Origin of the sequence: Aliagarivorans marinus DSM 23064 (assembly GCF_000429485.1) — a bacterium.
Taxonomy (GTDB): Bacteria; Pseudomonadota; Gammaproteobacteria; order Enterobacterales; family Celerinatantimonadaceae; genus Aliagarivorans; species Aliagarivorans marinus.
Genome location: NZ_AUBY01000033.1, coordinates 1 through 24,234, shown reverse-complemented (window position 1 = coordinate 24,234; position 24,234 = coordinate 1). Strand labels below are relative to the sequence as shown.

The 24,234-nt window shown below is 53.4% G+C and carries 24 protein-coding genes and 1 rRNA gene; 14 read left to right on the top strand and 11 right to left on the bottom strand.

The window, feature by feature from the left end:
* Positions 1-13: 13 nt before the first annotated feature.
* The 6 genes from hfq to G461_RS0113565 all read left to right on the top strand — a co-directional run bounded on the left by hfq (position 14) and on the right by G461_RS0113565 (position 5,294).
* On the top strand, positions 14-259 hold the full coding sequence (gene hfq / locus G461_RS0113590) for an RNA chaperone Hfq (protein WP_026959546.1): 246 nt from the start codon (positions 14-16) through the stop codon (positions 257-259).
* A gap of 47 nt (positions 260-306) precedes the next feature.
* Positions 307-1,593, top strand: a complete 1,287-nt coding sequence (gene hflX / locus G461_RS0113585) for a ribosome rescue GTPase HflX (RefSeq protein ID WP_026972244.1) — start codon at positions 307-309, stop codon at positions 1,591-1,593.
* Between the two features lie 35 nt (positions 1,594-1,628).
* Positions 1,629-2,804, top strand: coding sequence for an FtsH protease activity modulator HflK (gene hflK, locus G461_RS0113580; RefSeq protein ID WP_026972243.1), 1,176 nt, complete (start codon positions 1,629-1,631; stop codon positions 2,802-2,804).
* A gap of 2 nt (positions 2,805-2,806) precedes the next feature.
* Positions 2,807-3,676 (top strand): protease modulator HflC, encoded by an 870-nt coding sequence (gene hflC, locus G461_RS0113575; RefSeq protein ID WP_026972242.1) that lies wholly within the window; start codon positions 2,807-2,809, stop codon positions 3,674-3,676.
* Positions 3,677-3,720: 44 nt separating this feature from the next.
* On the top strand, positions 3,721-3,906 hold the full coding sequence (locus tag G461_RS26630) for a DUF2065 family protein (protein ID WP_035480317.1): 186 nt from the start codon (positions 3,721-3,723) through the stop codon (positions 3,904-3,906).
* An 86-nt stretch (positions 3,907-3,992) separates the two neighbouring features.
* On the top strand, positions 3,993-5,294 hold the full coding sequence (locus G461_RS0113565; protein ID WP_026959550.1) for an adenylosuccinate synthase: 1,302 nt from the start codon (positions 3,993-3,995) through the stop codon (positions 5,292-5,294).
* 82 nt (positions 5,295-5,376) lie between these two features.
* Here G461_RS0113565 and ispB read toward each other — a convergent pair whose 3' ends face one another.
* Positions 5,377-6,348 carry an octaprenyl diphosphate synthase gene (gene ispB / locus G461_RS0113560; RefSeq protein ID WP_026972241.1) on the bottom strand — a complete coding sequence of 324 codons (972 nt, stop codon included), beginning with the start codon at positions 6,346-6,348 and terminating at the stop codon, positions 5,377-5,379.
* Between the two features lie 253 nt (positions 6,349-6,601).
* On the opposite strand from ispB, the gene rplU reads away from it, so the two are divergent.
* The 6 genes from rplU to folA all read left to right on the top strand — a co-directional run bounded on the left by rplU (position 6,602) and on the right by folA (position 10,296).
* Positions 6,602-6,913 carry a 50S ribosomal protein L21 gene (gene rplU / locus G461_RS0113555; RefSeq protein WP_026959552.1) on the top strand — a complete coding sequence of 104 codons (312 nt, stop codon included), beginning with the start codon at positions 6,602-6,604 and terminating at the stop codon, positions 6,911-6,913.
* A 17-nt stretch (positions 6,914-6,930) separates the two neighbouring features.
* Positions 6,931-7,188, top strand: a complete 258-nt coding sequence (rpmA, locus tag G461_RS0113550; RefSeq protein WP_026959553.1) for a 50S ribosomal protein L27 — start codon at positions 6,931-6,933, stop codon at positions 7,186-7,188.
* Positions 7,189-7,282: 94 nt separating this feature from the next.
* Positions 7,283-8,452 carry an Obg family GTPase CgtA gene (gene cgtA / locus G461_RS0113545; protein WP_026972240.1) on the top strand — a complete coding sequence of 390 codons (1,170 nt, stop codon included), beginning with the start codon at positions 7,283-7,285 and terminating at the stop codon, positions 8,450-8,452.
* A 71-nt stretch (positions 8,453-8,523) separates the two neighbouring features.
* A complete protein-coding gene (locus tag G461_RS0113540; RefSeq protein ID WP_051333568.1) occupies positions 8,524-9,330 on the top strand; it encodes a threonine/serine exporter family protein in 807 nt (268 codons plus the stop codon).
* The gene (locus tag G461_RS0113535; RefSeq protein WP_026972238.1) at positions 9,330-9,800 is read left to right on the top strand and encodes a threonine/serine exporter family protein; all 471 of its coding nucleotides are present in this window, start codon (positions 9,330-9,332) and stop codon (positions 9,798-9,800) included. Before G461_RS0113540 ends, G461_RS0113535 begins: the two co-directional genes overlap by 1 nt.
* A 10-nt stretch (positions 9,801-9,810) precedes the next feature.
* Positions 9,811-10,296 carry a type 3 dihydrofolate reductase gene (gene folA, locus G461_RS0113530; RefSeq protein ID WP_026972237.1) on the top strand — a complete coding sequence of 162 codons (486 nt, stop codon included), beginning with the start codon at positions 9,811-9,813 and terminating at the stop codon, positions 10,294-10,296.
* Here the strand turns inward: folA and G461_RS0113525 are convergent.
* From G461_RS0113525 to lptD, 6 genes are read right to left on the bottom strand one after another with little or no spacing between them, the layout of a single operon-like run.
* On the bottom strand, positions 10,293-11,120 hold the full coding sequence (locus G461_RS0113525) for a symmetrical bis(5'-nucleosyl)-tetraphosphatase (RefSeq protein WP_026972236.1): 828 nt from the start codon (positions 11,118-11,120) through the stop codon (positions 10,293-10,295). The two genes, folA and G461_RS0113525, sit on opposite strands and share 4 nt — an antisense overlap.
* A 3-nt stretch (positions 11,121-11,123) precedes the next feature.
* A complete protein-coding gene (apaG, locus tag G461_RS0113520) occupies positions 11,124-11,507 on the bottom strand; it encodes a Co2+/Mg2+ efflux protein ApaG (RefSeq protein ID WP_026959559.1) in 384 nt (127 codons plus the stop codon).
* Entirely contained in the window at positions 11,500-12,315 is an 816-nt protein-coding gene (gene rsmA, locus G461_RS0113515; RefSeq protein WP_026972235.1) for a 16S rRNA (adenine(1518)-N(6)/adenine(1519)-N(6))-dimethyltransferase RsmA, read from the bottom strand. The genes apaG and rsmA overlap by 8 nt, the downstream gene beginning before the upstream one ends.
* Positions 12,308-13,294, bottom strand: coding sequence for a 4-hydroxythreonine-4-phosphate dehydrogenase PdxA (gene pdxA, locus G461_RS0113510; RefSeq protein WP_026972234.1), 987 nt, complete (start codon positions 13,292-13,294; stop codon positions 12,308-12,310). Before pdxA ends, rsmA begins: the two co-directional genes overlap by 8 nt.
* 2 nt (positions 13,295-13,296) lie before the next feature.
* Positions 13,297-14,577: a peptidylprolyl isomerase gene (locus G461_RS0113505; protein ID WP_026972233.1), complete on the bottom strand. Its 1,281-nt coding sequence runs from the start codon at positions 14,575-14,577 to the stop codon at positions 13,297-13,299.
* Positions 14,578-14,620: 43 nt separating this feature from the next.
* The gene (gene lptD / locus G461_RS24260; RefSeq protein ID WP_084405076.1) at positions 14,621-16,894 is read right to left on the bottom strand and encodes an LPS assembly protein LptD; all 2,274 of its coding nucleotides are present in this window, start codon (positions 16,892-16,894) and stop codon (positions 14,621-14,623) included.
* Between the two features lie 227 nt (positions 16,895-17,121).
* Here lptD and djlA point away from each other — a divergent pair, with 227 nt between their 5' ends.
* A complete protein-coding gene (gene djlA, locus G461_RS0113495; protein ID WP_026972232.1) occupies positions 17,122-17,934 on the top strand; it encodes a co-chaperone DjlA in 813 nt (270 codons plus the stop codon).
* A 41-nt stretch (positions 17,935-17,975) separates the two neighbouring features.
* On the opposite strand, the gene G461_RS0113490 is transcribed toward djlA, so the two are convergent.
* The 4 genes from G461_RS0113490 to rapA all read right to left on the bottom strand — a co-directional run bounded on the left by G461_RS0113490 (position 17,976) and on the right by rapA (position 23,506).
* Positions 17,976-18,932, bottom strand: coding sequence for a D-2-hydroxyacid dehydrogenase (locus tag G461_RS0113490; RefSeq protein ID WP_026972231.1), 957 nt, complete (start codon positions 18,930-18,932; stop codon positions 17,976-17,978).
* 40 nt (positions 18,933-18,972) lie between these two features.
* On the bottom strand, positions 18,973-19,794 hold the full coding sequence (locus G461_RS0113485; protein WP_157360319.1) for a DUF3530 family protein: 822 nt from the start codon (positions 19,792-19,794) through the stop codon (positions 18,973-18,975).
* Positions 19,795-19,868: 74 nt separating this feature from the next.
* The gene (locus G461_RS0113480) at positions 19,869-20,525 is read right to left on the bottom strand and encodes a pseudouridine synthase (RefSeq protein WP_026972229.1); all 657 of its coding nucleotides are present in this window, start codon (positions 20,523-20,525) and stop codon (positions 19,869-19,871) included.
* Positions 20,526-20,602: 77 nt separating this feature from the next.
* Positions 20,603-23,506, bottom strand: coding sequence for an RNA polymerase-associated protein RapA (gene rapA / locus G461_RS0113475; protein ID WP_026972228.1), 2,904 nt, complete (start codon positions 23,504-23,506; stop codon positions 20,603-20,605).
* A 525-nt stretch (positions 23,507-24,031) separates the two neighbouring features.
* On the opposite strand from rapA, the gene G461_RS0113470 reads away from it, so the two are divergent.
* Positions 24,032-24,234: ribosomal RNA gene (locus tag G461_RS0113470) — 16S ribosomal RNA — on the top strand; the annotation flags it as partial.

Here is a 24,234-nt window from a genome sequence, read left to right as displayed (position 1 = left end):
AGGAAATAATAAAATGGCGAAAGGGCAGTCTTTACAAGACCCGTTTTTGAATGCGCTACGACGTGAGCGTATTCCCGTTTCGATTTACTTAGTAAACGGCATTAAGCTTCAGGGGCAAATCGAGTCGTTCGATCAATTCGTAATCCTTCTGAAAAACACTGTGAGCCAAATGGTTTACAAGCACGCAATCTCCACCGTTGTACCAGCGCGTGCTGTATCTCACCACACCCCGGCTCCAAACGAAAATAACGAAGAGTAGTTATCTCAGTGGTATTCGGCCACTGCGATACCAAGGAGTAAATTAGCTTGTTTGACCGTTATGAAGCAGGTGAACAGGCCATTCTTGTACATGTTAATTTTACAGACGAGGATGAGCGTGAGGATCTGCAGGAACTGAAGATGTTAGTCGGTTCTGCGGGGGTTAACGCCGTTGCAACGGTTACAGGAAGTCGTGTTGCTCCCCACCCCAAGTACTTTGTTGGGGCGGGTAAAGCGGAAGAAATTGCCGAGTACGTGAAAAGCCAGCAGGCGGATGTGGTCATTTTCAACCACGCGTTATCGCCTGCGCAGGAACGTAATCTGGAGGCCCTCTGCGAAGCAAGGGTATTAGATCGTACCACTCTGATTCTGGATATTTTTGCTCAGCGTGCGCGTACCCACGAGGGTAAGTTGCAGGTTGAGTTAGCGCAGTTGCGTCATATGTCTACCCGATTGATTCGCGGTTGGACGCACCTAGAGCGCCAAAAAGGCGGTATTGGTCTACGTGGCCCGGGTGAGACACAGCTGGAAACTGACCGACGTTTACTTAGAGCGCGCATCAAGCAGATCTTGCAGCGCCTCGAAAAGGTCGGAAAGCAGCGTGAGCAAGGGCGCCGAGCCCGCCAGCGCGCCGAGATCCCTACCGTATCTCTGGCCGGCTATACCAACGCCGGAAAATCCACCCTGTTTAACCGGATCACCACCTCCGAGGTGTATGCCGCAGACCAACTGTTTGCCACCCTCGACCCTACGTTGCGAAAGATCGATATCGACGATGTGGGCAAAGTGATCCTGGCGGATACCGTTGGATTTATTCGTCACCTTCCCCATGATCTGGTTGCGGCGTTTAAAGCAACCCTGACCGAAACCCGCGAGGCTGATCTGCTGTTACATGTGGTCGATTGCGCCGATGAGCGGATGGCAGAGAACATTGAGCAGGTTGACATCGTATTAGAAGAAATTGAGGCCAACGAGGTTCCTACCATGTTGGTGTTCAACAAGGTCGACCAGCATCCGGATCAAGCTCCTCGGATTGAGCGAGACGAGGATGGTGTGCCACAGAAGGTGTGGTTGTCAGCCCTCAGTGGTGATGGACTGCCCCTTTTATATCAAGCGATTAGTGAGCGCTTGTCCGGTAGCATGGTGACTCATCAGTTGCGTATTCCGCCCGCTGAAGGGCGTTTGCGAAGCCGTTTATATCAGTTAGACTGCGTAGATAACGAGGCTATTGATGAAAGTGGCAACAGCTTGGTCGATGTGCGGGTACCTGCCGTGGAATGGCAGCGCCTGGACAAACAATTTGATTATCAGCTCGAAAAGTACATTACTCATTAGTGAGTAGCATTAACCCTTAAATTCTGGAGACACAGATGGCCTGGAACGAGCCTGGCAACAAAGGTGGCGGTGACCGCGACCCTTGGGGCAATAACAATAAGAATCAGGGTCCGCCTGATTTGGACGAAGTGTTCAAGAAGCTAAACCGCAGCCTGGGAGGGATCCTCGGTGGTGGCAAGAAACCCTCGGTGCCGGGAGGCGGCGTGGGTGGCTTTGGTATTAGTATCATCGCGGTGATCTTGTTGGTGATTTGGGTCGCAAGCGGCTTTTACACCATCAAAGAAGCAGAGCGTGGGGTTAAGTTGACCTTTGGTCGCTACAACCAGGAAGCCGGGCCGGTTGAGCCGGGTCTGAACTGGAAAGCCACCTTCGTTCAAGATGTGATTCCAGTCGACGTAGAAACGATCCGCTCGTTGCCAGCGTCTGGCTTTATGCTGACCGAAGACGAAAACGTAGTGCGGGTTGAGATGGACGTTCAGTACCGTGTGACCGACTCTGCCAAGTACCTGTTCAGCGTGACTGCACCGGATGACAGCTTGGCTCAAGCCACCGACAGCGCTCTGCGTTATGTGGTGGGTCACACCAGTATGGATGACATCCTGACCACCGGTCGTGAAGTTGTGCGTAGCCAAACTTGGGAGCTGATTGAAGAGATCATTGCTCCATACGACATGGGTGTATCGATTATCGATGTGAACTTCTTGCCAGCGCGTCCGCCGGAAGAAGTGAAAGATGCCTTCGATGATGCGATTGCCGCGCAAGAGGATGAGCAGCGCTACATCCGTGAAGCCGAAGCCTATGAGCGTGAGATTGAACCGCGTGCCCGTGGCCGGGTTCAGCGTATTGAGCAAGAAGCTCAAGCTTATAAAGAACAAGTGGTACTGAAAGCACAGGGTGAGGTATCTCGCTTTGTTCAGCTGCTACCTGAATATGAAGCTGCCCCTGAAGTGACGCGCAACCGTCTGTATTTGGAGACCATGGAGCAAGTGTATGGCAACACCAGTAAGGTGTTAGTTGATGCGCAAAACAACAACTCCATGATGTACTTGCCGCTAGACAAGTTAGTTCCCGGGGAAACCCGTAGTTCGGGCAGCAGCGCTTCTTCGAGCTCCAGCTCTCGCAGTAGTGGGATCAGCCAAGACAACTTTGGCTCAGAGCCAACGCGCAGCAGCACTGGCCGTAGCTCAGAACGTTCTTCAGGGAGAAACTAAGCATGAAACAACTATCTATCTTTGCACTGATTGCAGTGCTGCTAGTGGGTTTCTCCTCGGTGTTCGTGGTGCAAGAAGGCGAACGCGGCATCGTGGTCCAGTTCGGCAAGGTGAAACGTGATTCGAACGGCGATACTCGCGTATATGAGCCCGGCCTGCAGTTTAAGGTACCGTTTATCGACTCGGTGCGGATACTGGATGCACGTATCCAAACCTTGGATGGCAACGCTGACCGCTTTGTGACCTCTGAGAAGAAAGACTTGATCATCGATTCCTACGTGAAGTGGCGAATCACCGATTTCTCACGTTTTTACCTCTCAACTGGTGGCTCCTTCCTACAAGCTGAATCACTGCTACAACGGAAGATCAATAACGGCCTGCGTTCAGAGATTGGTTCGCGCACCATTCGCGAAATCGTCTCCGGTGAGCGTGGCAAGGTGATGGAAGATGCGCTGCTACGCATGGCTCGCTCGTCTGAGATTGGTATCGAAGTGCGTGATGTACGGATTAAGCAGATCAACCTGCCTGACGAAGTCAGCAACAGCATCTTCCAACGGATGCGCGCTGAGCGTCTAGCTGTGGCCAAAGAGCATCGCTCGGAAGGTCAGGAGCAGGCTGAAATCATCCGTGCTAACGTTGATCGCCGGGTCAGTGTGTTGCTGGCTGACGCTGACAAGCGTGCTCGCGAGATGCGCGGTGAAGGTGATGCGGAAGCGGCCAACATCTATGCGAATGCTTACCAAGCCAATGCCGAGTTCTATCAGTTCTGGCGAAGCCTGGAAGCCTACCGCAAGGCCTTCGATACTGGCAGCGATGTGATGGTGCTTGAACCTGACAGCGAGTTCTTCCAGTTTATGAAGCAGTCGCGCTAAGCACTGATGAATGCAGAGGACCCGGCCGCGTGCCGGGTTTTTTTATGACACTAATACTGACTGTAATTGCCTTTATTTTGCTTATCGAAGGTGCCATGCCTGCGCTGTTCCCGAACCGCTACAAGGCTTGGTTAGACTACCTTTCCCAGCAGTCTCCCGAGTCTTTTCGTCGCTTAGGGATGACTTTTTGCGCCCTTAGTATAACCTTGTTAGTTGTGATTAATCTTTGACCTAAAGCGTGAAAATCTGTATAACGGGCTCCCTTTGTAAACCCGATTTCTGATAGAATCGCTTTTTAACTAACGCAGAAAACACAATGGGAAAAAACGTAGTCATTCTCGGCTCCCAATGGGGAGACGAAGGTAAGGGCAAGATTGTTGACCTACTTACCGACAAAGCGGCCTATGTGGTGCGCTACCAAGGTGGCCACAATGCAGGCCATACCCTTGTCATCGACGGTGAAAAAACCGTACTCCACCTAATTCCATCTGGCGTACTTCGCGAAAATGTTACCTGTGTAATTGGTAACGGCGTGGTATTGGCTCCAGACGCGCTATTCAAAGAGATGACCATGCTGGAACAGCGTGGTGTACCAGTGAAAGAGCGCTTGGTTCTGAGCGAAGCTTGCCCGCTGATCCTGCCTTATCACGTTGCACTTGATGCAGCCCGTGAGAAAGCCCGCGGTAAGAACGCCATCGGTACCACCGGTCGTGGTATTGGCCCAGCGTACGAAGACAAGGTTTCTCGTCGTGGCCTGCGCGTTGGTGATCTGTTCGATATGGACAAGTTCGCTGCCAAGCTAAAAGAAGTCATGGAATACCATAACTTCCAGCTGAACCACTACTACGACGCGCCTAGCGTTAGCTACGAGGAAGTCCTCGAGCAGATGCGTGAGATGGCACCGACCTTGACCGCAATGGTACAAGACGTTACCGATTTGCTGGACAAAGCCCGTCGTCGCGGTGACTCAATCATGTTCGAAGGTGCTCAAGGCACGCTGCTGGACATCGACCACGGTACTTACCCGTATGTAACCTCGTCTAACACCACCGCTGGCGGTGTTGCCACTGGTAGCGGCTTCGGTCCTCGCCACGTGGACTACGTGCTGGGTATTACCAAGGCTTACACTACCCGTGTTGGCGCTGGCCCATTCCCAACCCAGTTGGATGACGAAGTCGGCGAGCATCTTGGTGTGAAAGGCCACGAGTTCGGCGCAACCACTGGCCGTAAACGCCGTTGTGGTTGGTTGGACATCGTAGCAATGCGCCGCGCAGTGCAGATCAACAGCTTGTCGGGCCTATGCCTGACTAAGCTGGACGTACTGGATGGTCTTGAAGAGATCAAACTGTGCACCGGCTACCAGCTGGAAGATGGCACTGTGGTTGACGTACCGCCAATGTCTGCAGACGATTACGAAAAGGTAACGCCTGTTTATGAGAGCTTGGCTGGTTGGTCTGACAACACCTTTGGTGTGACCGAGCGCGAACAGCTACCTGCAACTGCATTGGCTTATATAGCTCGCATCGAAGAGCTGCTGGAAGTGCCTGTAGATATCATCTCTACCGGACCTGACCGCAATGAGACCATTATCCTGCGCCATCCTTTTGCTGAAGCATAAGGAATAGCGGGATCAAAAAAGGCTGCCTTGGGCAGCCTTTTTTATTGGTGTGCGCTGATTATCTAACGTTTGACGCGCGAGGCTAAGCTTGCCGGTCAGCGGCAATGTACGCCAGTGAGATCAACGCTTGTTTGGCCTCACTCTCAGGCAGTACCGCTAGCGACTCTACCGCCTTGAGGGCTTCTTGATAGGCACGCTCGCGGCAGTAGTCCAGCGCCTTGGTCTGCTCAAGGATTGTTAGGATGGCGTCGAGTTGATCGCGGCCGTCACCTTGCTCGATGGCGTTGCGAATTAGCTGCGCTTGCTCAGGCTCTGCTTTACCCATGGCATAGATAAGTGGCAGGGTTGGCTTGCCTTCAGCCAAGTCATCGCCTTGCTGTTTGCCCATCTCAGCTTGGTCCGCTGTGTAGTCCAAGATGTCATCCATCAGCTGGAAGGCAGTGCCGAGGTAACGACCATAGTCGGCCATTGCCTGCTCAATGGCGGGATCTTTTTCGGCGAGTACTGCCGCTAAGCGGGTAGCCGCTTCAAAAAGTTTGGCGGTTTTGCAGTAGATCACGTCGAAATAGCGCGCTTCGGTGGTATCGGGATCGTTACAGTTAATTAACTGCATTACCTCACCCTCGGCTATCACGTTGGTGGCGTCTGCCAGGATATCCATCACCTTTAAGTTTCGCAGCTGGGTCATCAGCTGGAACGAGCGCGAGTAGAGGAAGTCACCCACCAGTACGCTAGCTGCATTACCGAAGCGGGCATTGGCGGTGTCTTTGCCGCGACGCAGCGCCGATTCATCTACCACATCATCGTGTAGCAGTGTGGAGGTGTGGATAAATTCGATGATGGCGGCCAGCTTGATGTGGTGATCGCTGCTGACTTGCATGGCTTGGGCTGCCAATACGGTAAGTAGCGGACGGATCCTTTTGCCACCACTGTTAACGATGTAGACCGCAATCTGGTTGATCAATGCAACATCTGAAGACAGCTCTTGGTAGATGAGCTCGTTCACTGCCGTCATATCGGCGTCAGAAAGTTGCTTAATGGTGTCCATTTTCATAGTTTTTTATTAGGCTACCGGGAGCTGTTAATGCAATGAAGTGTAGTGCTTTTCGTAGTGTTTTACGCGGCGCTATCTTACCTTAAAACCAGCGCCTGCACAGCTTGCGAGCGGTAAAATCGAGGGCCTTGGATGAAAATTAAACTTTTTTCATTTTGCCCTTGCCTGAAGTGATCTTTTTCCGTAGAATTCGCGGCCATTGTTTAGAATTAAAAGCGTCCAAATTTAGTGGGCGCGATAGCGGAGTTTGAAAATGTACGCGGTTATCCAAAGCGGTGGCAAACAGCACCGTGTTGCCGAAGGTCAAACCGTTCGCCTAGAGAAACTTGAAGTTGAAACTGGCGAAACCGTTGAGTTTGACAACGTGCTACTTGTTGCCAATGGCGACGACGTAAAAGTAGGCGCACCTTATGTTGATGGTTCTAAAGTAACTGCAGAAGTAGTTGCTCATGGTCGTGGCGATAAAGTTAAGATCGTTAAGTTCCGTCGTCGTAAGCATTCACGCAAACAGCAGGGCCACCGTCAGTGGTACACTGAAGTTCGCATTACTGGCATCAACGCTTAATTTAGGGGAATACACTCATGGCACACAAAAAGGCTGGTGGTAGTACTCGTAACGGTCGCGATTCCGAAAGTAAACGCCTTGGTGTTAAGCGCTTCGGTGGCGAATCTGTTCTAGCGGGTAGCATTATTGTTCGTCAACGTGGTACTAAGTTCCACGCTGGCTCAAACGTAGGCATTGGTAAAGACCACACTCTTTTCGCCACTGCAGACGGTAAAGTAAAATTCGAAGTTAAAGGTCCTAAGAACCGTAAATACGTAAGCATCGACGCTGAGTAATTACTTCGAACTTTACTGAAAGCCCCGCTATAAGCGGGGTTTTTTTGTTTCTATACTGGATAGTCTAAGCCGGTTAGTAAGCGGAATCCTGAACATGAAATTTGTAGATGAAGCGGTCATTAAAGTAGACGCGGGTGATGGCGGTAACGGCGTCATTAGCTTTCGCCGCGAAAAGTACGTACCACGCGGTGGGCCCGACGGCGGCGATGGTGGTGATGGCGGTAGTGTATACCTGGTCGCTGATGAGAACCTCAATACCTTGATCGACTACCGTTTTACCCGTTTTTACGCTGCTGAGCGTGGCGAGAACGGTCAAGGTGGTAACTGTACCGGTAAGCGTGGTAAAGACATCGAGTTGTCAGTGCCAGTGGGCACCCGTGCCCGTGACGAAGATACCGGCGAGATCCTAGGCGATCTTACCCAGCACAAGCAGCGCCTGTTGGTGGCCAAAGGTGGCTATCACGGCCTAGGCAATACGCGCTTTAAGAGCAGTACTAACCGTGCGCCGCGTAAAAAGACCAACGGTACCCCGGGTGAGGTGCGCAACCTCAAGCTAGAGCTGCTGCTGTTGGCCGATGTTGGCCTGCTCGGTCTGCCTAACGCCGGTAAGTCGACCTTTATTCGCAGCGTATCGGCGGCCAAGCCGAAGGTGGCTGATTATCCGTTTACCACCTTGATCCCGAATTTGGGTGTGGTTCGCCAAGGTTCTAACCGTGGCTTTGTGATCGCCGATATTCCTGGCTTGATCGAAGGTGCTGCCGACGGTGCGGGTTTGGGTGTGCGCTTCCTCAAACACCTTGAGCGTTGTCGCCTGCTGTTACACATTGTGGATGTGTTACCTGCCGATGGCAGCGATCCGGCAGAGAATGCGGTGACCATCCTCAATGAGCTTGAGCAGTACAGCGAAGCCTTGGCGGGCAAGCCGCGCTGGTTGGTATTCAACAAGCTGGATCTGGTGCTCGAAGAAGAAGCCGATGAGATCATCCAATCAGTGGTTGACGCACTGGAGTGGGACGGCGATATCCATAGGATTACCGCACTGACTCAAGAAGGCACCACCGACCTGTGTAAGCAGGCGGGTGATTACCTGGATAGCTTGCCTGAAGTACAGCACGAGCTGACTGAGGAAGAGAAAGTCAGCTTCCAGTGGGATGATTACCATAAGAGTCAGATCGAACAAGCTGCCATCGAAGACGATGATGATTGGGATGACGACGACTTTGATGATGATGACTATGATGTAGAAGTCGTCTATCAGCGTTAGAATAAGGGGCCGCATATCGCGGCCCTTTTTGTTTCGAGCATATTTTGCTCGAGTAGTACGATGGAGAACACATGGACGTCTCACCCCTCTCGGCTCCCAATGAACCGAGCCTGTCTCGCGATCTGCAAAACCAGTTATGCCGCTTAGTCGCGCGGGTTGCACAAACCCTGATGCAACATGGCGCAGAAACCAAGCTAATCGAAGAAACCTCTATTCGCCTCGGCACCTGTCTAGGTCTGGAGCAAGTGGACATGGCGATTACCGCCAATGCGATAGTGATTACCGGACGCGTCTCTGGGCGCTGCGTTACCACCACTCGTCGAGTCTATGACCGTGGCTTAAACATGCAGATGGTTTGCGAGGTGCAGCGGTTGACCATTATGGCCGAGAAGCACCTGTTAGATGCCGCTCAGGTGGAGCAGCGCCTAAATAACCTAGTGCCCCTTAAATACCCGCGCTGGGTTATTGTGGTGATGGTAGGGCTCTCTTGTGCAAGCTTTGCTGCCCAGTTTGGCGGCTCACTGCCGGTCTGCTTGAACACCTTTGTAGCAAGTAGCTGTGCGATGGCGTTTCGCCAAAGCATGGGTAAACGACACCATAGCCCGATGGTGAACTTTTGCCTCACAGCCTTTGTCGCCACCATGATTGCCGGGGTGGCGACCACTTTCCACTTAGGGAGACACCCTGAGATTGCACAAGCCGCTTCGGTGCTGCTGCTGATACCCGGTTTTCCGCTAATTAATGCCGTGTCGGATTTGGTTAAAGGGCATATCAATATGGGCATCGCGCGTTGGTTCTTTGCCTCCTTGCTGACGCTCTCTGCAGCAGTTGGCGTGAGCTTTGCCATGTGGCTGGGTCATCTGTGGGGGCTATGGTAATGACGTTACTGATGCTGTTTATCAAACAAGCGATACTGGCGGCGATACCGGCCGTAGGCTTTGCCATGCTGTTCCACGTGCCAGCCAAGTACCTCAAGTTTTGCGCGATTCTGGGCGCCTTTGGCTATGTGTGCCGCAGTGCACTGTTGCAGTTGCAGTTGCAGATGCCCATAGAGTGGGCCAGTTTAGTTGCCGCGATGCTGATTGGCCTGATTGCAGTGTACTGGTCGCGTAAGCACCTAATCCCAAGACCGGTGATGACGGTGGCAGCCGTGATCCCCATGGTACCGGGCAGCTTTGCGTTTAAAACCATCCTGAGCCTGCTAGCACTCTACAACCACGGCTTCGATAACCAGTTGTTGGCCGAGGTGTTGGAGAATGGCTTAAAAACCTTGTTTATTTTGGGTGCACTAAGCTTTGGCTTAGCGGTGCCATCGATTATCATCTACCGCAATCGACCGATAGTATGAGTAGTAAGTTTTGAAGATTTCCATGATTGCCGCGATGGCAGACCAGCGAGTGATTGGCAAAGACAACCAAATGCCTTGGCATATGCCCGCCGACCTACAGCACTTTAAAAAGGTAACGCTAGGCAAGCCGGTGGTGATGGGGCGACTGACTTATGAGTCCATTGGCCGTCCATTGCCGGGGCGATTGAACATCGTAGTAAGCCGTAATAGCGAGCTAAGCATCGAGGGCGTGACCGTGGTGAGCTCAATAGAGCAGGCCAAAGCGGTGGCGGGGGATGTGGATGAGCTGATGGTGATCGGTGGCGCCAAGATTTATCAGCAATGCCTGCCCACGGCCGACCGCCTATATCTCACCCATATCGACCTCAGCGTAGAGGGTGATGCCCATTTCCCTGATTACCAACAATATGCATGGAATGAGCTACAGAGCGAATCCCATCCGGCAGACGAGAAGAACTCCCACGCCTACCGCTTCGTGACCTTAGAGCGCGCCTAGGCGCGAGCACCTTCCACACTTTGCTGGGTGAACATCTTTCCGTCCTCCCAGCGCAGCATACTCAGGTAGTTGCCCCACACGCAGCCAGTGTCGAGGGCAATCGCTTGCTGGCAATCGGTTTTGCCCATCAAGGCCGCCCAATGACCGAAGATCACGCTGCGCTTACGTAGTGCTGGGTTATCTAAGGTAAACCAAGGCTGCAATGGCGTCCCCTCGACCGAATCAGGCGCCAGCTTGCTGTCAAAGTCCAGCCGGCCATCGGTATAGCAATAACGCATCCGCGTAAAGGCATTGATGATAAAGCGTAGGCGCTTGTAGCCGCTTAGCTGCTCATCCCAGCTATCGGGCTGGTTGCCATACATCTTTTGCAGCAATGTGCGATAGTCGTCGCCTCGCAGTTGCTCAGAGACCTCGTTACTGAGTTTTACCGCCTGCTTGGCACTCCAGCCCGGGTAAAGTCCTGCGTGGCTGACCAGGATCGGGTAGTCGGGATGTTTGATGGCCAGTGGCTGCTGGCGCAGCCAATCACACAGTTCTGCCAAGTCTGGCGCATCTAGCAAAGGGGCGAGCCGGTCCGACGGCTTTGCTCGATGGATCCCATGAACCACCGCCAGCAGGTGTAGGTCATGATTACCCAAAACCACACGTGCGGCCGCACCCAAGCCTTTGATAAAGCGCAGGGTCTCTAGCGATTTAGGTCCACGCGCCACCAGATCGCCGGTGAACCACAACAGATCTTTGCTTGGATCGAACGCAGCTTGCTGGAGCAGCAGCTGCAACTCATCGAAGCAGCCCTGGATATCGCCAAGAAAATAGTTGGCCATGGCTTAGTGAAGTTTGTTGGGGAGGCTCAAGCGAAAGGCCGGGATCTCGGCTTCCACTTCCTGGCCTTCGTCATCTTCAAGAAAGTAGCGCCCCTGCATTACGCCCACCTCGGTGCTGAGCATGGCGCTGCTGGTGTAGGTAAAGGGTTTGCCAGGCTCGAGGGTGGGCTGTTTGCCAACCACACCATCGCCTTTGACCTCTTGCACTTCACCGTTGCCATCGGTGATCAGCCAGTGGCGGCGGCGCAGGGTGAGTGCGCAGCTGCTGAAGTTGGTGATGGTGATGGTGTAGTAAAACGCAAACTGCTCCTGATCGGTACTGGAGTGCTCGGGCATAAAGCCGGTCTCCACTTCAATATCCAATTGGTAGTCAGCGTCTTCAGTCATTGGCGGCGCCTTGTTTGTCGCAAGCCAGATTGGCCAGCTGGCAGTATTGCTCAAGGGTGAGGTTCTCTGCGCGCAGCTTAAGATCGAAGCCTTGGGCTTCCAGTTCTTCAGCGCTGAAGATATTGGACAGCGAGTTGCGGATAGTCTTGCGGCGTTGGTTGAAGGCCTCTTTACACACCCAATCCAGTGCCTTGAGATCTTTCAGGTCATGCAATGGGGCTTCATAGGGCTCCAGGCGCACCACGGCAGAGTCTACCTTTGGCGGCGGTGCAAAGGCCTCTGGTGGCACTTCCAGTACCGGCAGCACCTTACATTGCACCTGAGTCATAACCGACAAGCGGCCGTAGGCCTTGCTGTTCGGCCCTGCGGCCATACGCAGTACCACTTCTTTTTGCAGCATAAAGTGCATATCACTGATCTGCTTGGCATAGCTCAGCAGGTGGAAGATCAGTGGGGTAGAGATGTTATACGGCAGGTTGCCAAATACCCGTAGCTTGCCGCCTTCGGCTAGCTGGCGAAAGTCAAACTTTAGCGCATCGATCTCGTGGACGGTGAGCTTACTAGCCAGGGTTGGGTGCTCGCGCAGGCGCTGGGCCAAGTCGCGGTCCAGCTCCACCACATTCAGGTGGCCAGCGCCATTAGCCACCGGCTCGGTGAGTGCACCGAGGCCTGGGCCGATCTCAACCAGCTTATCTTCTGGTTGCGGGTAGATGGCCGCCACGATCTGGTCGATGATGGCGTCGTTGTTTAGAAAGTTTTGGCCAAAGCGTTTACGTGCGCGGTGACCTTGGTGTACCTGTTTATTCATGTTTACTCGCTGCCATGGATATGGCCTGATTTAGCGCGGTGAGCATGCTACCGCTGTCGGCCTCTCCTTTACCTGCCAGATCGAGCGCGGTGCCATGATCTACTGAGGTGCGGATAAAGGGTAAGCCTAGAGTGATATTGACGGCCTTGCCAAATCCTTTGTATTTCAGTACAGGTAAGCCTTGGTCGTGATACATGGCGAGTACTGCATCGGCGTCGGTAAGATATTTTTCCTGGAACAAGGTATCTGCGGGCAGCGGGCCAACTAAGTCGAGGCCCTGCTCGCGCAGGATGTCCAGAGCGGGGATGATGATGTCGAGCTCTTCGCGGCCCAAGTGACCATCTTCTCCGGCATGGGGGTTTAGGCCACACACATAGATGCGCGGCTGTTTGATGCCAAACTTGTTTTTCAGGTCATCGTTGAGGATGGTGATCAGCTTGTGCAATCGCTCCTCGGTGATGGCCTTCGACACGTAAGCCAGCGGCAAGTGGGTAGTCGCCAGGGCAACTCGTAACCCCTCGGTGGCGAGCATCATCACCACATCGCTGGTACCCGACTGGTGGGCAAAAAACTCGGTGTGGCCGCTAAAGCTGACACCGGCTTTGTTGATGATCCCTTTGTGCACCGGGCCAGTCACAATCGCTTGAAAGCTCTCCTGCATGTTGCCATCGATGGCCGCTTTAAGGGTATTCAGCACATAGTGACCATTGCGCTCGTCAAGCTCACCGGGCACTGCTGGCACCGCACAAGCGATAGGCATAACCGTTAAGGTGCCGGCCGCTTGCGCCTTGGCGGGCTGATCGGGTTGGTAGGGTAGCAGGCTAACACTCAAGCCCAGTAGGTCAGCGCGCTCACGAAGAATACGCGGGTCTGCAATGGCGACCAGCTCCACAGGCCAATCATGCTGAGCGATTTGCAGCACCAAGTCCGGGCCGATACCCGAAGGCTCGCCCGGAGTAATGGCAATACGCATAACCATGCTTAACCCTCGCTCTCTAAGATTTCGATGTAGGCATCTTCTTTGAGCTCTTCTAACCAATTACGGCTCTCATCGGCAAACTTGCGGTTGAACAGCATCTGTTGAGCACGGTTGCGGCTGGCTTCGTTGGTGGTATCGGTGGTGCGTTTCTCAGTAACCTGCAGAATGTGCCAACCAAAGGCGGTTTTGAAGGGCATGCTGATCTCGCCTTCGGTTTGCTCGATAGCCGCTTTTTGGAACTCAGGTACGTAAGCGCGTGGGTCAGACCAACCCAGTTCACCACCGCGCACCGCAGAGCCCGGGTCTTCCGAGAACTGACGAGCCAGATCGGCAAAGGCGGCTTCGCCGTTTAGGACCTGTTGGCGCAAGTTGGTGAGCAGCTCGACCGCTTTGGCATCGCTAAGAATAATAGAAGGCTTCACCAGGATATGGCGGGCATTTACTTCCAGCGTCTCAACGCGTTGCTGCCCTTCAATATCTAGAACCTTGATAAGGTGGGCGCCGTTGCTTGAGGCAAATGGGCCGATAAGCTCACCGGGAGCTGGGTCCTTTAACGCATTGGAGAACAGTGTTGGCATCTCGTTTTCCGCCATCCAGCCCCAGTCGCCGCCTTCCAGCGCTTTTGGTCCGCGTGAGTAGGTCGCTGCCAGGGTATTAAAGTCTTCACCCTGCTCAAGGCGACCTGCAATCTCTGCAGCCAATGCCATGTCGGCTTCTTCGCTGCCCTGATCGCGCACCATAATATGGGCAATGTGGTAGCGTACCCCTTGGTTGCCCTCGGCTTGCATCATCTCAACCAAGGCATCGACTTCTTGTTCGCTGACATTAATACGGCGGCGAACTTGGCTACGGCTAATTTCACCGATAACGATCTCGTTGCGAACCTCTTCGCGGAACTGCGCATAGCTCTGGCCGGCTTCAGCAAGCTCTTCGGTCAGCTCTTGGCGGGTTTTTTCTTCACTCGCCAAGATATTATCGATGGTGTTCTCAAGCTGGGTGTCGCTGACCTGAAAACCCATTCGTTTCGCCAGCTGTAGCTGCAGGCTCTCTTCGATAAGGCGGTTTAGCACCTCTTCGCGCAGTTCTTGCTCAGGGGGAAGCTCTTGCTCGGCGCGGGCGGCGTTAAAGCGCACTTGCCCGAGCATTTGCTCCAGCTGGTTGGCGGTAATGACGTCTTCACTGACGATGGCTACCACCTTATCCAGGAGTACTTCTTGTGCGCTAGCCGACAGGCTCGCAACGGCGGCAACAAATGCGGCGGCAATGATGGAAAATCTCTTCATTATCTATCCGTGTACTGTCATGGTTTAATGGACGTCATCAAACCTAGTTATTCAAATAAAACGGTCGGCCATATTTAAAGGTGCCGCCGTCTAACATCTTCTGTTGGCTGCTGGTATCGCTGCCACCCAGGCCTCGAATCTCGAAGTCTAAACGCAGCGAGCTATCGAACTTACCAAAGGTATCGCGCTCCGAGCCTTCAACAAAGTTGGACTTCAGGTTGCGACGATAGGTAAGGCGGATCCCCCAACAGCAGGCGTCGTATTGCACGCCAAAGTAGTTCTCGATACTACGATTCAGTTCGGTGTCGTAGTAGTAACTGGCTACGGCACTGATATTGTCGCGGATCGGCCAAGCGACCTTCGAGCCAATCTGATTCACATCGCTGATCATGGTTTCATCTGCCAGCGAGTAGCGGTAGTTTAACTGAATTAACTTGCGTAGCTCTGGCCGCCACTCGACGGCGGCATTGGCTTTGCGTACCTCTTGGTCGCGAGTGTCCACTTGTAGGCCAAGGTGCACATACCAATCGTCGGCAAAATGGCCATCGCCCTCGAACGCCAACGCAGAACTCGAGTTCTCGTTGACGTCACTATCGCGCAACAGGGTGACGCGGCTTGGGTCGAAGTAAAATATCTGACCAATACTCAGGCGCAAAGTTTCGACATTGTTCGGGCTAAGAAAGCGCGAACTGACCCCCACGGTTAACTGGTTGGCATCGCCAATGCGGTCCAGACCACTGAAACGTTGGTCTCTAAATAGGCCCCAGTAGTCCTGCTGCAGGTAATCGGTGTCGTACAGGCCGATCTCTTCTTGGTTCCGGTAAGGAATATACAAGTACTTGACCCGCGGCTCTAAGGTTTGGGTATAGCCCTTGTAAACCAGCAGGCTTTCGCGCTCGAAGTTAAGGCCGGCGTCTACGCTTAAGCGGGGCATAGTACGCGAGAATGAACCGTTTCGGTAATCTTCCTGCTGACCAATCCCGCCGTCCTGATTGTAGTAGGTCATCAGCATTGCCATGTTGGCATTAAGATAGCCAGCGGGCACTGAATAGGGCAGGTTGATGCTCGGTTCCATATGGTAGCGTTGAGCGCTATGGAACTGGCTGTCACCGTGCGTAAAGTTGGACAATTCAGCGCTCAGTCCGACGCTCATTTGCTGCCAGCGAAGATCCCAGTCACCGTCGAAACTTAGTTGAGGCAGAATAGTGTGTGGGTCTTCTTCGTTACCGAGCACCTGAAAATCTTGCACCCGCAAGCGGCTGTACCAGTTGTAGGTATGGTAGGCCACGGTACCTTGTTGCAATAAGCGGTTTTCGCTCTCTTTGCCAATACGATCGCCAAGGTCGTTAAAGTAGTTGTCATCGCTGATGCGGCTGTAGTCGCTGCTGACCCGCCAATGACGTTGCCAGCGCCCTTGGTGGCTCCAGTTGAATAGATAACGCTTGCCATCGTAAACCCTATCGTTGGCCAAAAAGTCGAAGTTCAGCTCACCTTCATGGTCATCGACCAAGTAGCGGAACTCGTTTTGTAGCTGCAGGCCGCGGCGCGTCATCAGGCGGGGCGTGATGGTGGCATCGTAATTAGGGGCGATGTTCCAGTAGTAGGGCGTCTCGATGTCGATACCATTGCTGGTCGAGGTAGAGATCGATGGGAACAGAAAACCACTATGCCGTTGATTGCCAATGGGGTAGCTGAAGTAAGGCAGATACATTACCGGCACATCGAACAGTCGCACTGTGGCATTGCGGGTGGTCGCCCACTCATTCTCAGTATCAATGTCGATGCTCTCGGCGCGCACCTCCCAGCTCTTATCGCCGGGTGGACAGGCTGTGTAGCTGGCACGTTCGAGCGATAACTGACGGTCGGCATCGATCATGAGGTTATGTGCCTCGCCACGCCCTTGCTGGCCATGCAGCTGATACTGAGCAGACTTCAAGGTCGCTTGGTCGCTGACCATATCGGCTTCCAGCGAGTCACTGTCGACGGTTATCTGGCCGTCTTGATAACGGATCTCTCCGGATGCAGTCAATGTTTGCTTTTGCTGATCGATTAGGGTTTCGTTAGCATTTAAGCTTCTGTCGCCTTGGGCAAACTCTACGTCGCCACTGAAGCGGGCGTGGTCGCCTTCCTTTGCTGATAACTCGTCAGAAGAGATGGTGTAGGGAGTATTTAAATCAACCGCTTCCATGTCTTTTGCTGCGGGAATGTGGGCGTGGCAGCTAGATACGTTGAGAGGAGTTTCTGCCAAACTCTGCGCGCTATAGCTGGCCAGTGACAAACCAAGCATTGCAGAGAGCCGTCTGGATAGGCTGGACATAGAGTCGTCGAGTTTCCCTGATAGAATTCTTGTTCAGTCGGTAAAGCCTTACTTCGGCTTGAGCTTTAGCGACACCGCAGTTAAAGTGAGCCGGTTATGATACTGGATTTACCCAGTTGCGGCTATTGCCACTAAAGAGAAAAATCTAGGTTTTTGCAAGGCTTTTTGAAGCCAGCCAGTGGTTTTTAGTCCCTATCCAACATTTCTGTTTTTATCATGAGGTGGCAATGCGCGTCGGTGGCAAGCTGTTTGGCTTAGTACTGGGTTTTATGTTCGGAAACGTGTTCGGTGCACTACTCGGGCTGTGGCTGGGACACCGCTTTGACAAGGGCATGAGTGCTCTGGGTAGTGGTTTTGTCAACAACGCCGCCGCACAGGAAAAGTTTCTCTACACCAGCTTTGCCGTGATGGGTCATATCGCCAAATCCAAGGGCGTGGTCACTCAGCAAGAGATCCAAGTGGCCAGTTTGCTGATGCAACAGCTAGGTCTGCGTGGCGACGCGCGTGAACGAGCCCAGCAGGCCTTTCGTGACGGCAAAGCCAGCGATTTTCCCCTTGAGCAGCATCTGCGTGAGTTTACCGAAGCGGTAGGCCGGCGCCGCGACCTGCTGCAGATGTTCCTGGAGATCCAGCTACAAGGGGCCTTCGCAGATGGCGTGATCGACTCCAGCGAGCTGCGTATTCTTGAGAAGGTTGCCAGTGCGCTGGGCTTTTCTCAGGCCGAGCTGAAGATGATGATCCGCCGCTGGGAAGCCGAGGTGAACTTCCATCGCCAGCGCCATCAGCAGCAAGGTGGTCGCCATCACACTCAGGTTGATCCTGCCGCCCAGCTCAAAGAGGCCTATCAGATCCTCGGTGTCGCCGAGTCGGATAACGACCAGCAGGTTAAACGCGCCTATCGCAAACTGATGTCGCAGCACCACCCTGACAAGTTAGTAGCGAAAGGCCTGCCCGCCGAGATGATGGAGCTGGCCAAGCAAAAAGCGCAGGATATTCAACAGGCCTACGAGCTGGTGAAACAGCAGCGGGGCATGCGCTAATCCCTACCGTTCTTTTTAACTGAACGTGTTCGCTGGAAATGTTAGCCGGGGAGCACTTCGTTGTTGAGGCCGCAGGCGATAAAAGCTTCGACATTCTCAAGCAACTGATCCGCCAAGGCCTGCATATTCTCGGTTGCAGCCCAAGCCACGTGTGGAGTGGCGATAAAGTTATCGAGTGTGACCAACTGCATCACCGGGTCATCCGCTTTGGGCGGCTCATTGACAAACACGTCGCTGGCCGCGCCTGCAATCTGTTTATTGCGTAATGCCGTTAGTAGCGCCTGTTCATCGACAATGCCACCGCGGGCGGTGTTAATCAGCATGGAATTCGGCTTCATCATCTGCAGCTCAGCCGCGCCAATCATCCCTTGCGTCTGCGGGGTTAACGGGCAGTGTAGGCTTACTATATTTGCCTCGCGTAGCGCCTGTTTGAACTCGACCCGCCCCTCTCTTGCTGGCTCATTTGGTCGTTCACTGACAATAACGTGCAGGCCGTTGGCCTTGGCCAAGCTCGCTACGTGTTGTCCGAGGTTGCCGTAGCCAACCAGTGCTAAGGTTTTTCCGCGAATGTTTTCAATCGGGTAGTCGAAGTAGCAAAACTGCTGAGCGGCTTGCCAGCGCCCGTTCGCGATAGATTGATGATAGGGCCCGATGGAGCGCTGCAGCGCGTAGATAAGTGCCATCACATGTTCGGCGATAGTTTGGGCGGCGTAGTCGCGAATATTGCAGACCTTGATGCCCAGCGCTTGTGCGGCGGCAAGGTCCACATTATTGGTGCCGGTGGCAGCCACCGCGATAAGCTTCAGCTTGGGCAGTTGCTTTAACAGGGCAGCCGTTAGCTGAACCTTGTTCACCACGGCGATATCGCAATCGCTTAAGCGTTCTAGTACTTGTTCTGGCAACGTGCTGTTGTAGTTTTGCCAGTGATGTTCGCCACTTAGTGGGCGGAGTTGGATATGTGGCGCCAAGGTTTGGCGGTCCAAAAAAACGATCTTCATGCTGATGCTTGTGCCGTGCGGGTATTGCAGGTATTGAAGCTTATTGCCAGCCCAAATGCGAGAGCCAGCCGTAAATCAGTTGCGATGTTTCGTATTGTTCAACGCCGTGCAGTGGGGCAATCAAGCGAGTTTGGCGATAGTTGATCTTCTGCCGTTTGTAATTGGCGATGCGCCGTAGCTCGGCACTCTGCTCGCTCCACGGGTGATAACCTGAAGTGACGATATCAAGTACTGGAATAGTCAGCAGGCTGGATTTCTCAGCCAGTTGCTGAGCTTGCTCGCGCCCCTCGGCGTAGGCATCAAGGAGCACTAAGCCGTCGGGCAAGGCTTGCGAATGCTGTGAGTAGTAGTCGACCAACCATGAGGCGGTCATGCCTTGGGCAATCACTAGCTCAAAACCAAAGGCTTGCTCGCGCGACTCGAATGCCTGCTCGCTACGTTGTGTCAGTTGTTCGAACAGACCAGTTAAGGCTTCTTCTTCATCGATAGTGAATGCCGGGCCGGGCAGGGAAGGCAGTTGCATCGCTACGCTCTCCCAGCCAAGTGCCGGTAAGCGCTCGCGTAGCTGCTTAATTACTTGAGAAGAGCTAGGACCTTCTCCCCAGTCTGGATAGAGCCAGGCGGTGCCGTGCTTAAAAGGCGTTTGCTCGCTATGCCAAACGCTTAGAAATGGCGTGTCTTCGATACCGAGTATCCGCACTTCGCCGCTGTCGGCATAGCGCTGGTAGTCATCCAGCAGGTTGGGGTTGGCTAAGGCCGATGGGCTCAGCAAGGCGCTTAGCACTGCGCTAAGGCCTATAGCAATCAAGCTGATGTATCGAGCAGAGGAAGTATTCACCGACGCCGCAACTAAACCAATCATGTACTTATTATCGCCCCAGCAAGCCAAGGCTTTAATAAAAAGCGCTGAATTGATCAGTTTAGTGGCTGCGGTGCCTAAAACGGGGCCGAACTGGCGAACTGCACCCAATCTTCGGTGACTGGGTGATAAAAACCTAACTCTGTGGCGTGCAGGTGCAAGCGCTGGCCATACTCCAGTGCAGCGCCTTCGGCATACAAGCCATCGCCTACAATGACGCAACCCAGCTGCTGCATATGCACGCGTAATTGATGAGAGCGGCCAGTGACCGGCTTTAATTCCATCAGCGAGGTTTGCGGGCGAGCTTCTAGCATGCGGTAATGAGTGAGCGCGCTTTTGCCTTGCTCAAAGTCGACGATTTGCTTTGGGCGGTTTGGCCAGTCACAGCGCAGCGGTAGCTCGACCTGCCCCTGCTCTTCAGTGGGAGCTCCCCACACTTCTGCCAGATAAGTTTTTTGGGTTTGGCGCTGCTGAAACTGTCGCCCTAGCGAGCTTTGAGCTCTGCGGGTGATGGCCATCAGGATCAGCCCTGAGGTCGCCATATCTAAGCGATGCACCACGGTTAAGCTCGGCCACACCCGTTGGGCGCGTGACCACAAGCTATCTCGGTGTTCTAAAAGTCGCCCCGGCACAGACAGCAAGCCTGCGGCTTTATCGAACACAATGATGTCGTCATCTTGGTGAACAATGGAGAAATAGGGCTCCATCGGTGGGGCATAGACAAAATCTGACATTTTCTAACAAGCTTTCCAAAAAACGAGGGCTGCCAAACAGCAGCCCTTTATCTGATTAGTTAACTAAAGCAGCTCACTTAGTTGTGAGACACGAGGATAACACGAAGCGAGTCCAACTTGACCTGAGCCTTGGCCAAGTGGGCAAGGCCGCCTTCGCGCTGCTCGCGCAATCCGTCTAACTCGTCTTGACGGATAGTTGGGTTAATCGCGCGCAGCGCCTCCAAGCGATCAATCTCTTGGTTTAGCTCCGATTTCAGGCGCTGCTCGCCCTCGCTAATTAGCTGCTCGCTTTGCGCCGCTGCTGTCGCAGTCGCTTTTGCGATCAGAGGGTGTACGATAGTCTGCGAAGCGCCCACCAGTTTTGCTGCTAAGTGGCGGTTTACCGGAGAGAGCTGAGCGTTGAACTGATCGAACGACACCTTGTCGCTTAGCTCATTGCCATTTTTATCCAACAGTACACGGATCGGCGTAGCGGGTAGATAACGTTCAAGCTGGTAGTGGCTCGGCGCGCTAGCCTCTGCAACGAAGATGGCCTCAACGAACACGCTACCCACTTCTAGCGCACGGTTTTTCAATAGTGCGACCGAGGTGGTGCCGTGATCCGAGCTGATGATGGTATCGATACACGCCGCAATAAGTGGGTGCTCCCAGCTCATAAACTGCAGGTCGTCACGGCTTAAGGCGGTGTCGCGGTCGTAGGTAATACTGATGCCGTCTTCCGGTAGCCCGGGCAGGCTTGGTACCAGCATACGTTCGTGGGGCTTGAGAATCAGCGCATTCTCGCCCTTGTCCTCTTGATTAATCCCTACGGTATCGAACAGTTTCAGGCTAAAGGTCACGAAGCGATGATCGCCATCGGTTTCAGCCAGTTGCTCAGCCAGTTCTTGGCCGCGTGTGCCGCCACCAGAGTTGATCTCGAGTAGGCGGTCGCGTCCGGTATCTAGCTTTTGCTTCAGCTCGAGGTGGCGCTCGTTGGTGTCCTTAATTAGCGATTCCAGCTCCTCGCCCTCGTCGTTGCCTAGCAAGCCCAGCAAACGTTCTTGGAACTCACCAAACAGCTGGTTACCGGTGGCACAGGTTTGCTCGAAGGCATTCATGCCCTCGTGATACCAACGCAGCAGTTGCTCTTGTGGCGTTTGTTGCAAGTAAGGTACGTGGATCTGGATATCGTTCTGCTGACCGATGCGGTCAAGGCGACCAATCCGCTGCTCTAGTAGGTCTGGGTTCGTCGGTAGATCGAATAACACCAGGTGTTGAGCGAACTGGAAGTTGCGACCCTCAGAGCCGATCTCCGAGCAGATTAACAGTTGAGCACCAGCATCTTCTTGAGCAAAGTAGGCTGCGGCCTTGTCTCGCTCTAGAATCGACATATGTTCGTTAAATACGGTGGCGCGGATGCCTTCACGCAGTCGCACTATCTCTTCAATCGCATTCGCGGTGTCGGCCTTGGCGCAGATTAGCAGTACCTTGTGGTTTTTGTGCGCCTGCAAAAAGCCGATTAGCCACTCGATACGTGGATCGTGGTTACCCCAGCTGATATCGTTCTGTCCGTCCCCGGCAAACTGCTGGTAAAGCTCTTCCGGGAACAGCAGCGCTTGCGGGCTGGATTGGCCCATCATCTTGTTTACCCGCAACGCCGTCTGGTATTGCTCTGGCAGGCTCATCGGGTAGGCGTTTAGGTGACGTTGCGGGAAGCCTTGAATTGCGCTTCGGGTATTCCGGAATAGGACCCGGCCGGTACCGTGGCGGTCGACTAGGTGGCGCAATAGCTCTTTACGTGCATCTTGTTGCTGCTCGTAGCTACTGGCGTTGTCGTTAATCAGCGCTAGCTGGGGCTCAATATCGTTTTCTGACAGCAGCTCGGTAAGCAGGTTAGCGTGTTCAGTGCTGAGCGCCTGTTCGTTGAGCAGAGCTTGCGCGGCTTCGGCGACTGGCTGGTAGTTCTTCTCTTCTTCCAAGAAGGCTTGGTAATCATAAAAACGATCGGGGTCAAGCAAACGCAAACGCGCAAAGTGGCTTTGGTGGCCGAGTTGGTCTGGGGTGGCGGTAAGTAACAGTACCCCAGCGGTTTGTTGAGCCAGTGCTTCAACCACCTGATATTCGCGACTTGGCTTCTCTTCGTCCCACTGTAGGTGGTGGGCTTCATCGACAACGAGTAGATCCCAGTCTGAATCTACTACTTGCTCGAAGCGTCGCTTACTCTTGCGGATAAAGTTCAGGCTGCACAGTACTAACTGCTCGGTATCAAAAGGGTTATCTGATTCTGAATAAGCCTCAATACAGCGCTCTTCATCGAAGATACTAAAGTGCAGGTTAAAGCGGCGCAGCATCTCGATGAGCCATTGGTACTGCAGGGCGTCAGGCACCACAATCAGCACTCGCTTGGCTAAACCTAGGCTAAGTTGCTGGTGGATGATCATCCCGGCTTCAATGGTTTTACCCAAGCCAACTTCGTCGGAGAGCAGTACCCGCGGAGCGATACGTTGGCCGACTTCGTTGGCTATATATAGCTGATGGGGAATCAGGCTAACGCGGCCACCCAGCATGCCGCGCAGTTTCGACTGCTGATAGCCGAGGCGTTGCTCCAGGGTGTTAAGGCGGGTAACAAAGCTGTCGAAGCGATCTACTTGACCGGCGAACAGGCGGTCTTGCGGTTTGTTGAACTTAAGGAAGTGATTAAGGAACAGCTCTTTTAAGGCAACCTCTTCTTCTGTATCAACACGCTTGCCATGGTAGGTAATCAGGCCTTCATGCTCTTCCACCGAGCTGACGACCATCTTCCAGTCTTCGCTACTTGCTATCTCATCGCCAACGTTAAACATCACCCGGGTAACCGGCGCCTCATCGGCGGCATAATAACGGTTCTCATCAGCAGCGGGGAAAAACAGGGTTACCATTCTTCCTTCTACTGCGACTACAGCACCCAAGCCCAACTCGGACTCGGCATCACTGATCCAACGCTGACCAACAGAAAATGACATTCAGCTAAGACTCCACAGACAAAAAAGGGCGGCTATGTTATCCCAATCCCTATGTAAGTAAAGCGCCCCGGGCGGCCGAACGGGGTCTAGGGCAAGTGAACAAGACTAAAACTATAGTGGCCATTTGTAGCTTGCGCGAATGCTCAAAAATGCCCTTTGGTGGATCTTTGAGCAAACGATAAAAAGATCCGAAAAAAGGCTTGCGCTCACAAAAGCGATCCCTATAATGCACCTCCGCTGACAGGGCAAAGCGCTTCGCTAAGCCAAGTGAGTTAAGAGGCTGAGTTAGATAGCTTCTTAGGTTTGAAAAGTTTCTCAAAAAGACGCTTGACAATCCAAATCGGAAGCGTATTATACGCATCCTGCTTCGGCAACGAAGCTGCTCTTAACGAGCAATGTTCTTTAACAAGTTATCAAGCAATCTGTGTGGGCACTCACGAGATGTGAAGCGACAAAAAAATTCGCTTCAAATTATCCTGAGTGAACACAACGTTAATTCAGTGATTTATTTGAGCAAACAACTTTTATTTGAAGAGTTTGATCATGGCTCAGATTGAACGCTGGCGGCAGGCTTAACACATGCAAGTCGAGCGGAAACGACACTAACAATCCTTCGGGTGCGTTATTGGGCGTCGAGCGGCGGACGGGTGAGTAATGCTTGGGAATATGCCTTTACGTGGGGGACAACAGTTGGAAACGACTGCTAATACCGCATAATGTCTTCGGAC

Excerpts from the sequence above, each read along its gene's own strand:
- ispB (WP_026972241.1), bottom strand. The coding sequence starts at position 6,348 with ATGAAAATGGACACCATTAAGCAACTTTCTGACGCCGATATGACGGCA.
- apaG (WP_026959559.1), bottom strand. The coding sequence starts at position 11,507 with ATGACTGAAGACGCTGACTACCAATTGGATATTGAAGTGGAGACCGGC.
- lptD (WP_084405076.1), bottom strand. The coding sequence starts at position 16,894 with ATGTCCAGCCTATCCAGACGGCTCTCTGCAATGCTTGGTTTGTCACTG.
- G461_RS0113535 (WP_026972238.1), top strand. The coding sequence starts at position 9,330 with ATGACGTTACTGATGCTGTTTATCAAACAAGCGATACTGGCGGCGATA.
- G461_RS0113480 (WP_026972229.1), bottom strand. The coding sequence starts at position 20,525 with ATGTCAGATTTTGTCTATGCCCCACCGATGGAGCCCTATTTCTCCATT.
- G461_RS0113565 (WP_026959550.1), top strand. The coding sequence starts at position 3,993 with ATGGGAAAAAACGTAGTCATTCTCGGCTCCCAATGGGGAGACGAAGGT.
- G461_RS0113490 (WP_026972231.1), bottom strand. The coding sequence starts at position 18,932 with ATGAAGATCGTTTTTTTGGACCGCCAAACCTTGGCGCCACATATCCAA.
- rapA (WP_026972228.1), bottom strand. The coding sequence starts at position 23,506 with ATGTCATTTTCTGTTGGTCAGCGTTGGATCAGTGATGCCGAGTCCGAG.
- G461_RS0113505 (WP_026972233.1), bottom strand. The coding sequence starts at position 14,577 with ATGAAGAGATTTTCCATCATTGCCGCCGCATTTGTTGCCGCCGTTGCG.
- cgtA (WP_026972240.1), top strand. The coding sequence starts at position 7,283 with ATGAAATTTGTAGATGAAGCGGTCATTAAAGTAGACGCGGGTGATGGC.
- rplU (WP_026959552.1), top strand. The coding sequence starts at position 6,602 with ATGTACGCGGTTATCCAAAGCGGTGGCAAACAGCACCGTGTTGCCGAA.
- hflC (WP_026972242.1), top strand. The coding sequence starts at position 2,807 with ATGAAACAACTATCTATCTTTGCACTGATTGCAGTGCTGCTAGTGGGT.
- G461_RS26630 (WP_035480317.1), top strand. The coding sequence starts at position 3,721 with ATGACACTAATACTGACTGTAATTGCCTTTATTTTGCTTATCGAAGGT.
- G461_RS0113485 (WP_157360319.1), bottom strand. The coding sequence starts at position 19,794 with ATGATTGGTTTAGTTGCGGCGTCGGTGAATACTTCCTCTGCTCGATAC.
- pdxA (WP_026972234.1), bottom strand. The coding sequence starts at position 13,294 with ATGGTTATGCGTATTGCCATTACTCCGGGCGAGCCTTCGGGTATCGGC.
- hflK (WP_026972243.1), top strand. The coding sequence starts at position 1,629 with ATGGCCTGGAACGAGCCTGGCAACAAAGGTGGCGGTGACCGCGACCCT.
- rsmA (WP_026972235.1), bottom strand. The coding sequence starts at position 12,315 with ATGAATAAACAGGTACACCAAGGTCACCGCGCACGTAAACGCTTTGGC.
- djlA (WP_026972232.1), top strand. The coding sequence starts at position 17,122 with ATGCGCGTCGGTGGCAAGCTGTTTGGCTTAGTACTGGGTTTTATGTTC.
- rpmA (WP_026959553.1), top strand. The coding sequence starts at position 6,931 with ATGGCACACAAAAAGGCTGGTGGTAGTACTCGTAACGGTCGCGATTCC.
- G461_RS0113525 (WP_026972236.1), bottom strand. The coding sequence starts at position 11,120 with ATGGCCAACTATTTTCTTGGCGATATCCAGGGCTGCTTCGATGAGTTG.
- G461_RS0113540 (WP_051333568.1), top strand. The coding sequence starts at position 8,524 with ATGGACGTCTCACCCCTCTCGGCTCCCAATGAACCGAGCCTGTCTCGC.
- hfq (WP_026959546.1), top strand. The coding sequence starts at position 14 with ATGGCGAAAGGGCAGTCTTTACAAGACCCGTTTTTGAATGCGCTACGA.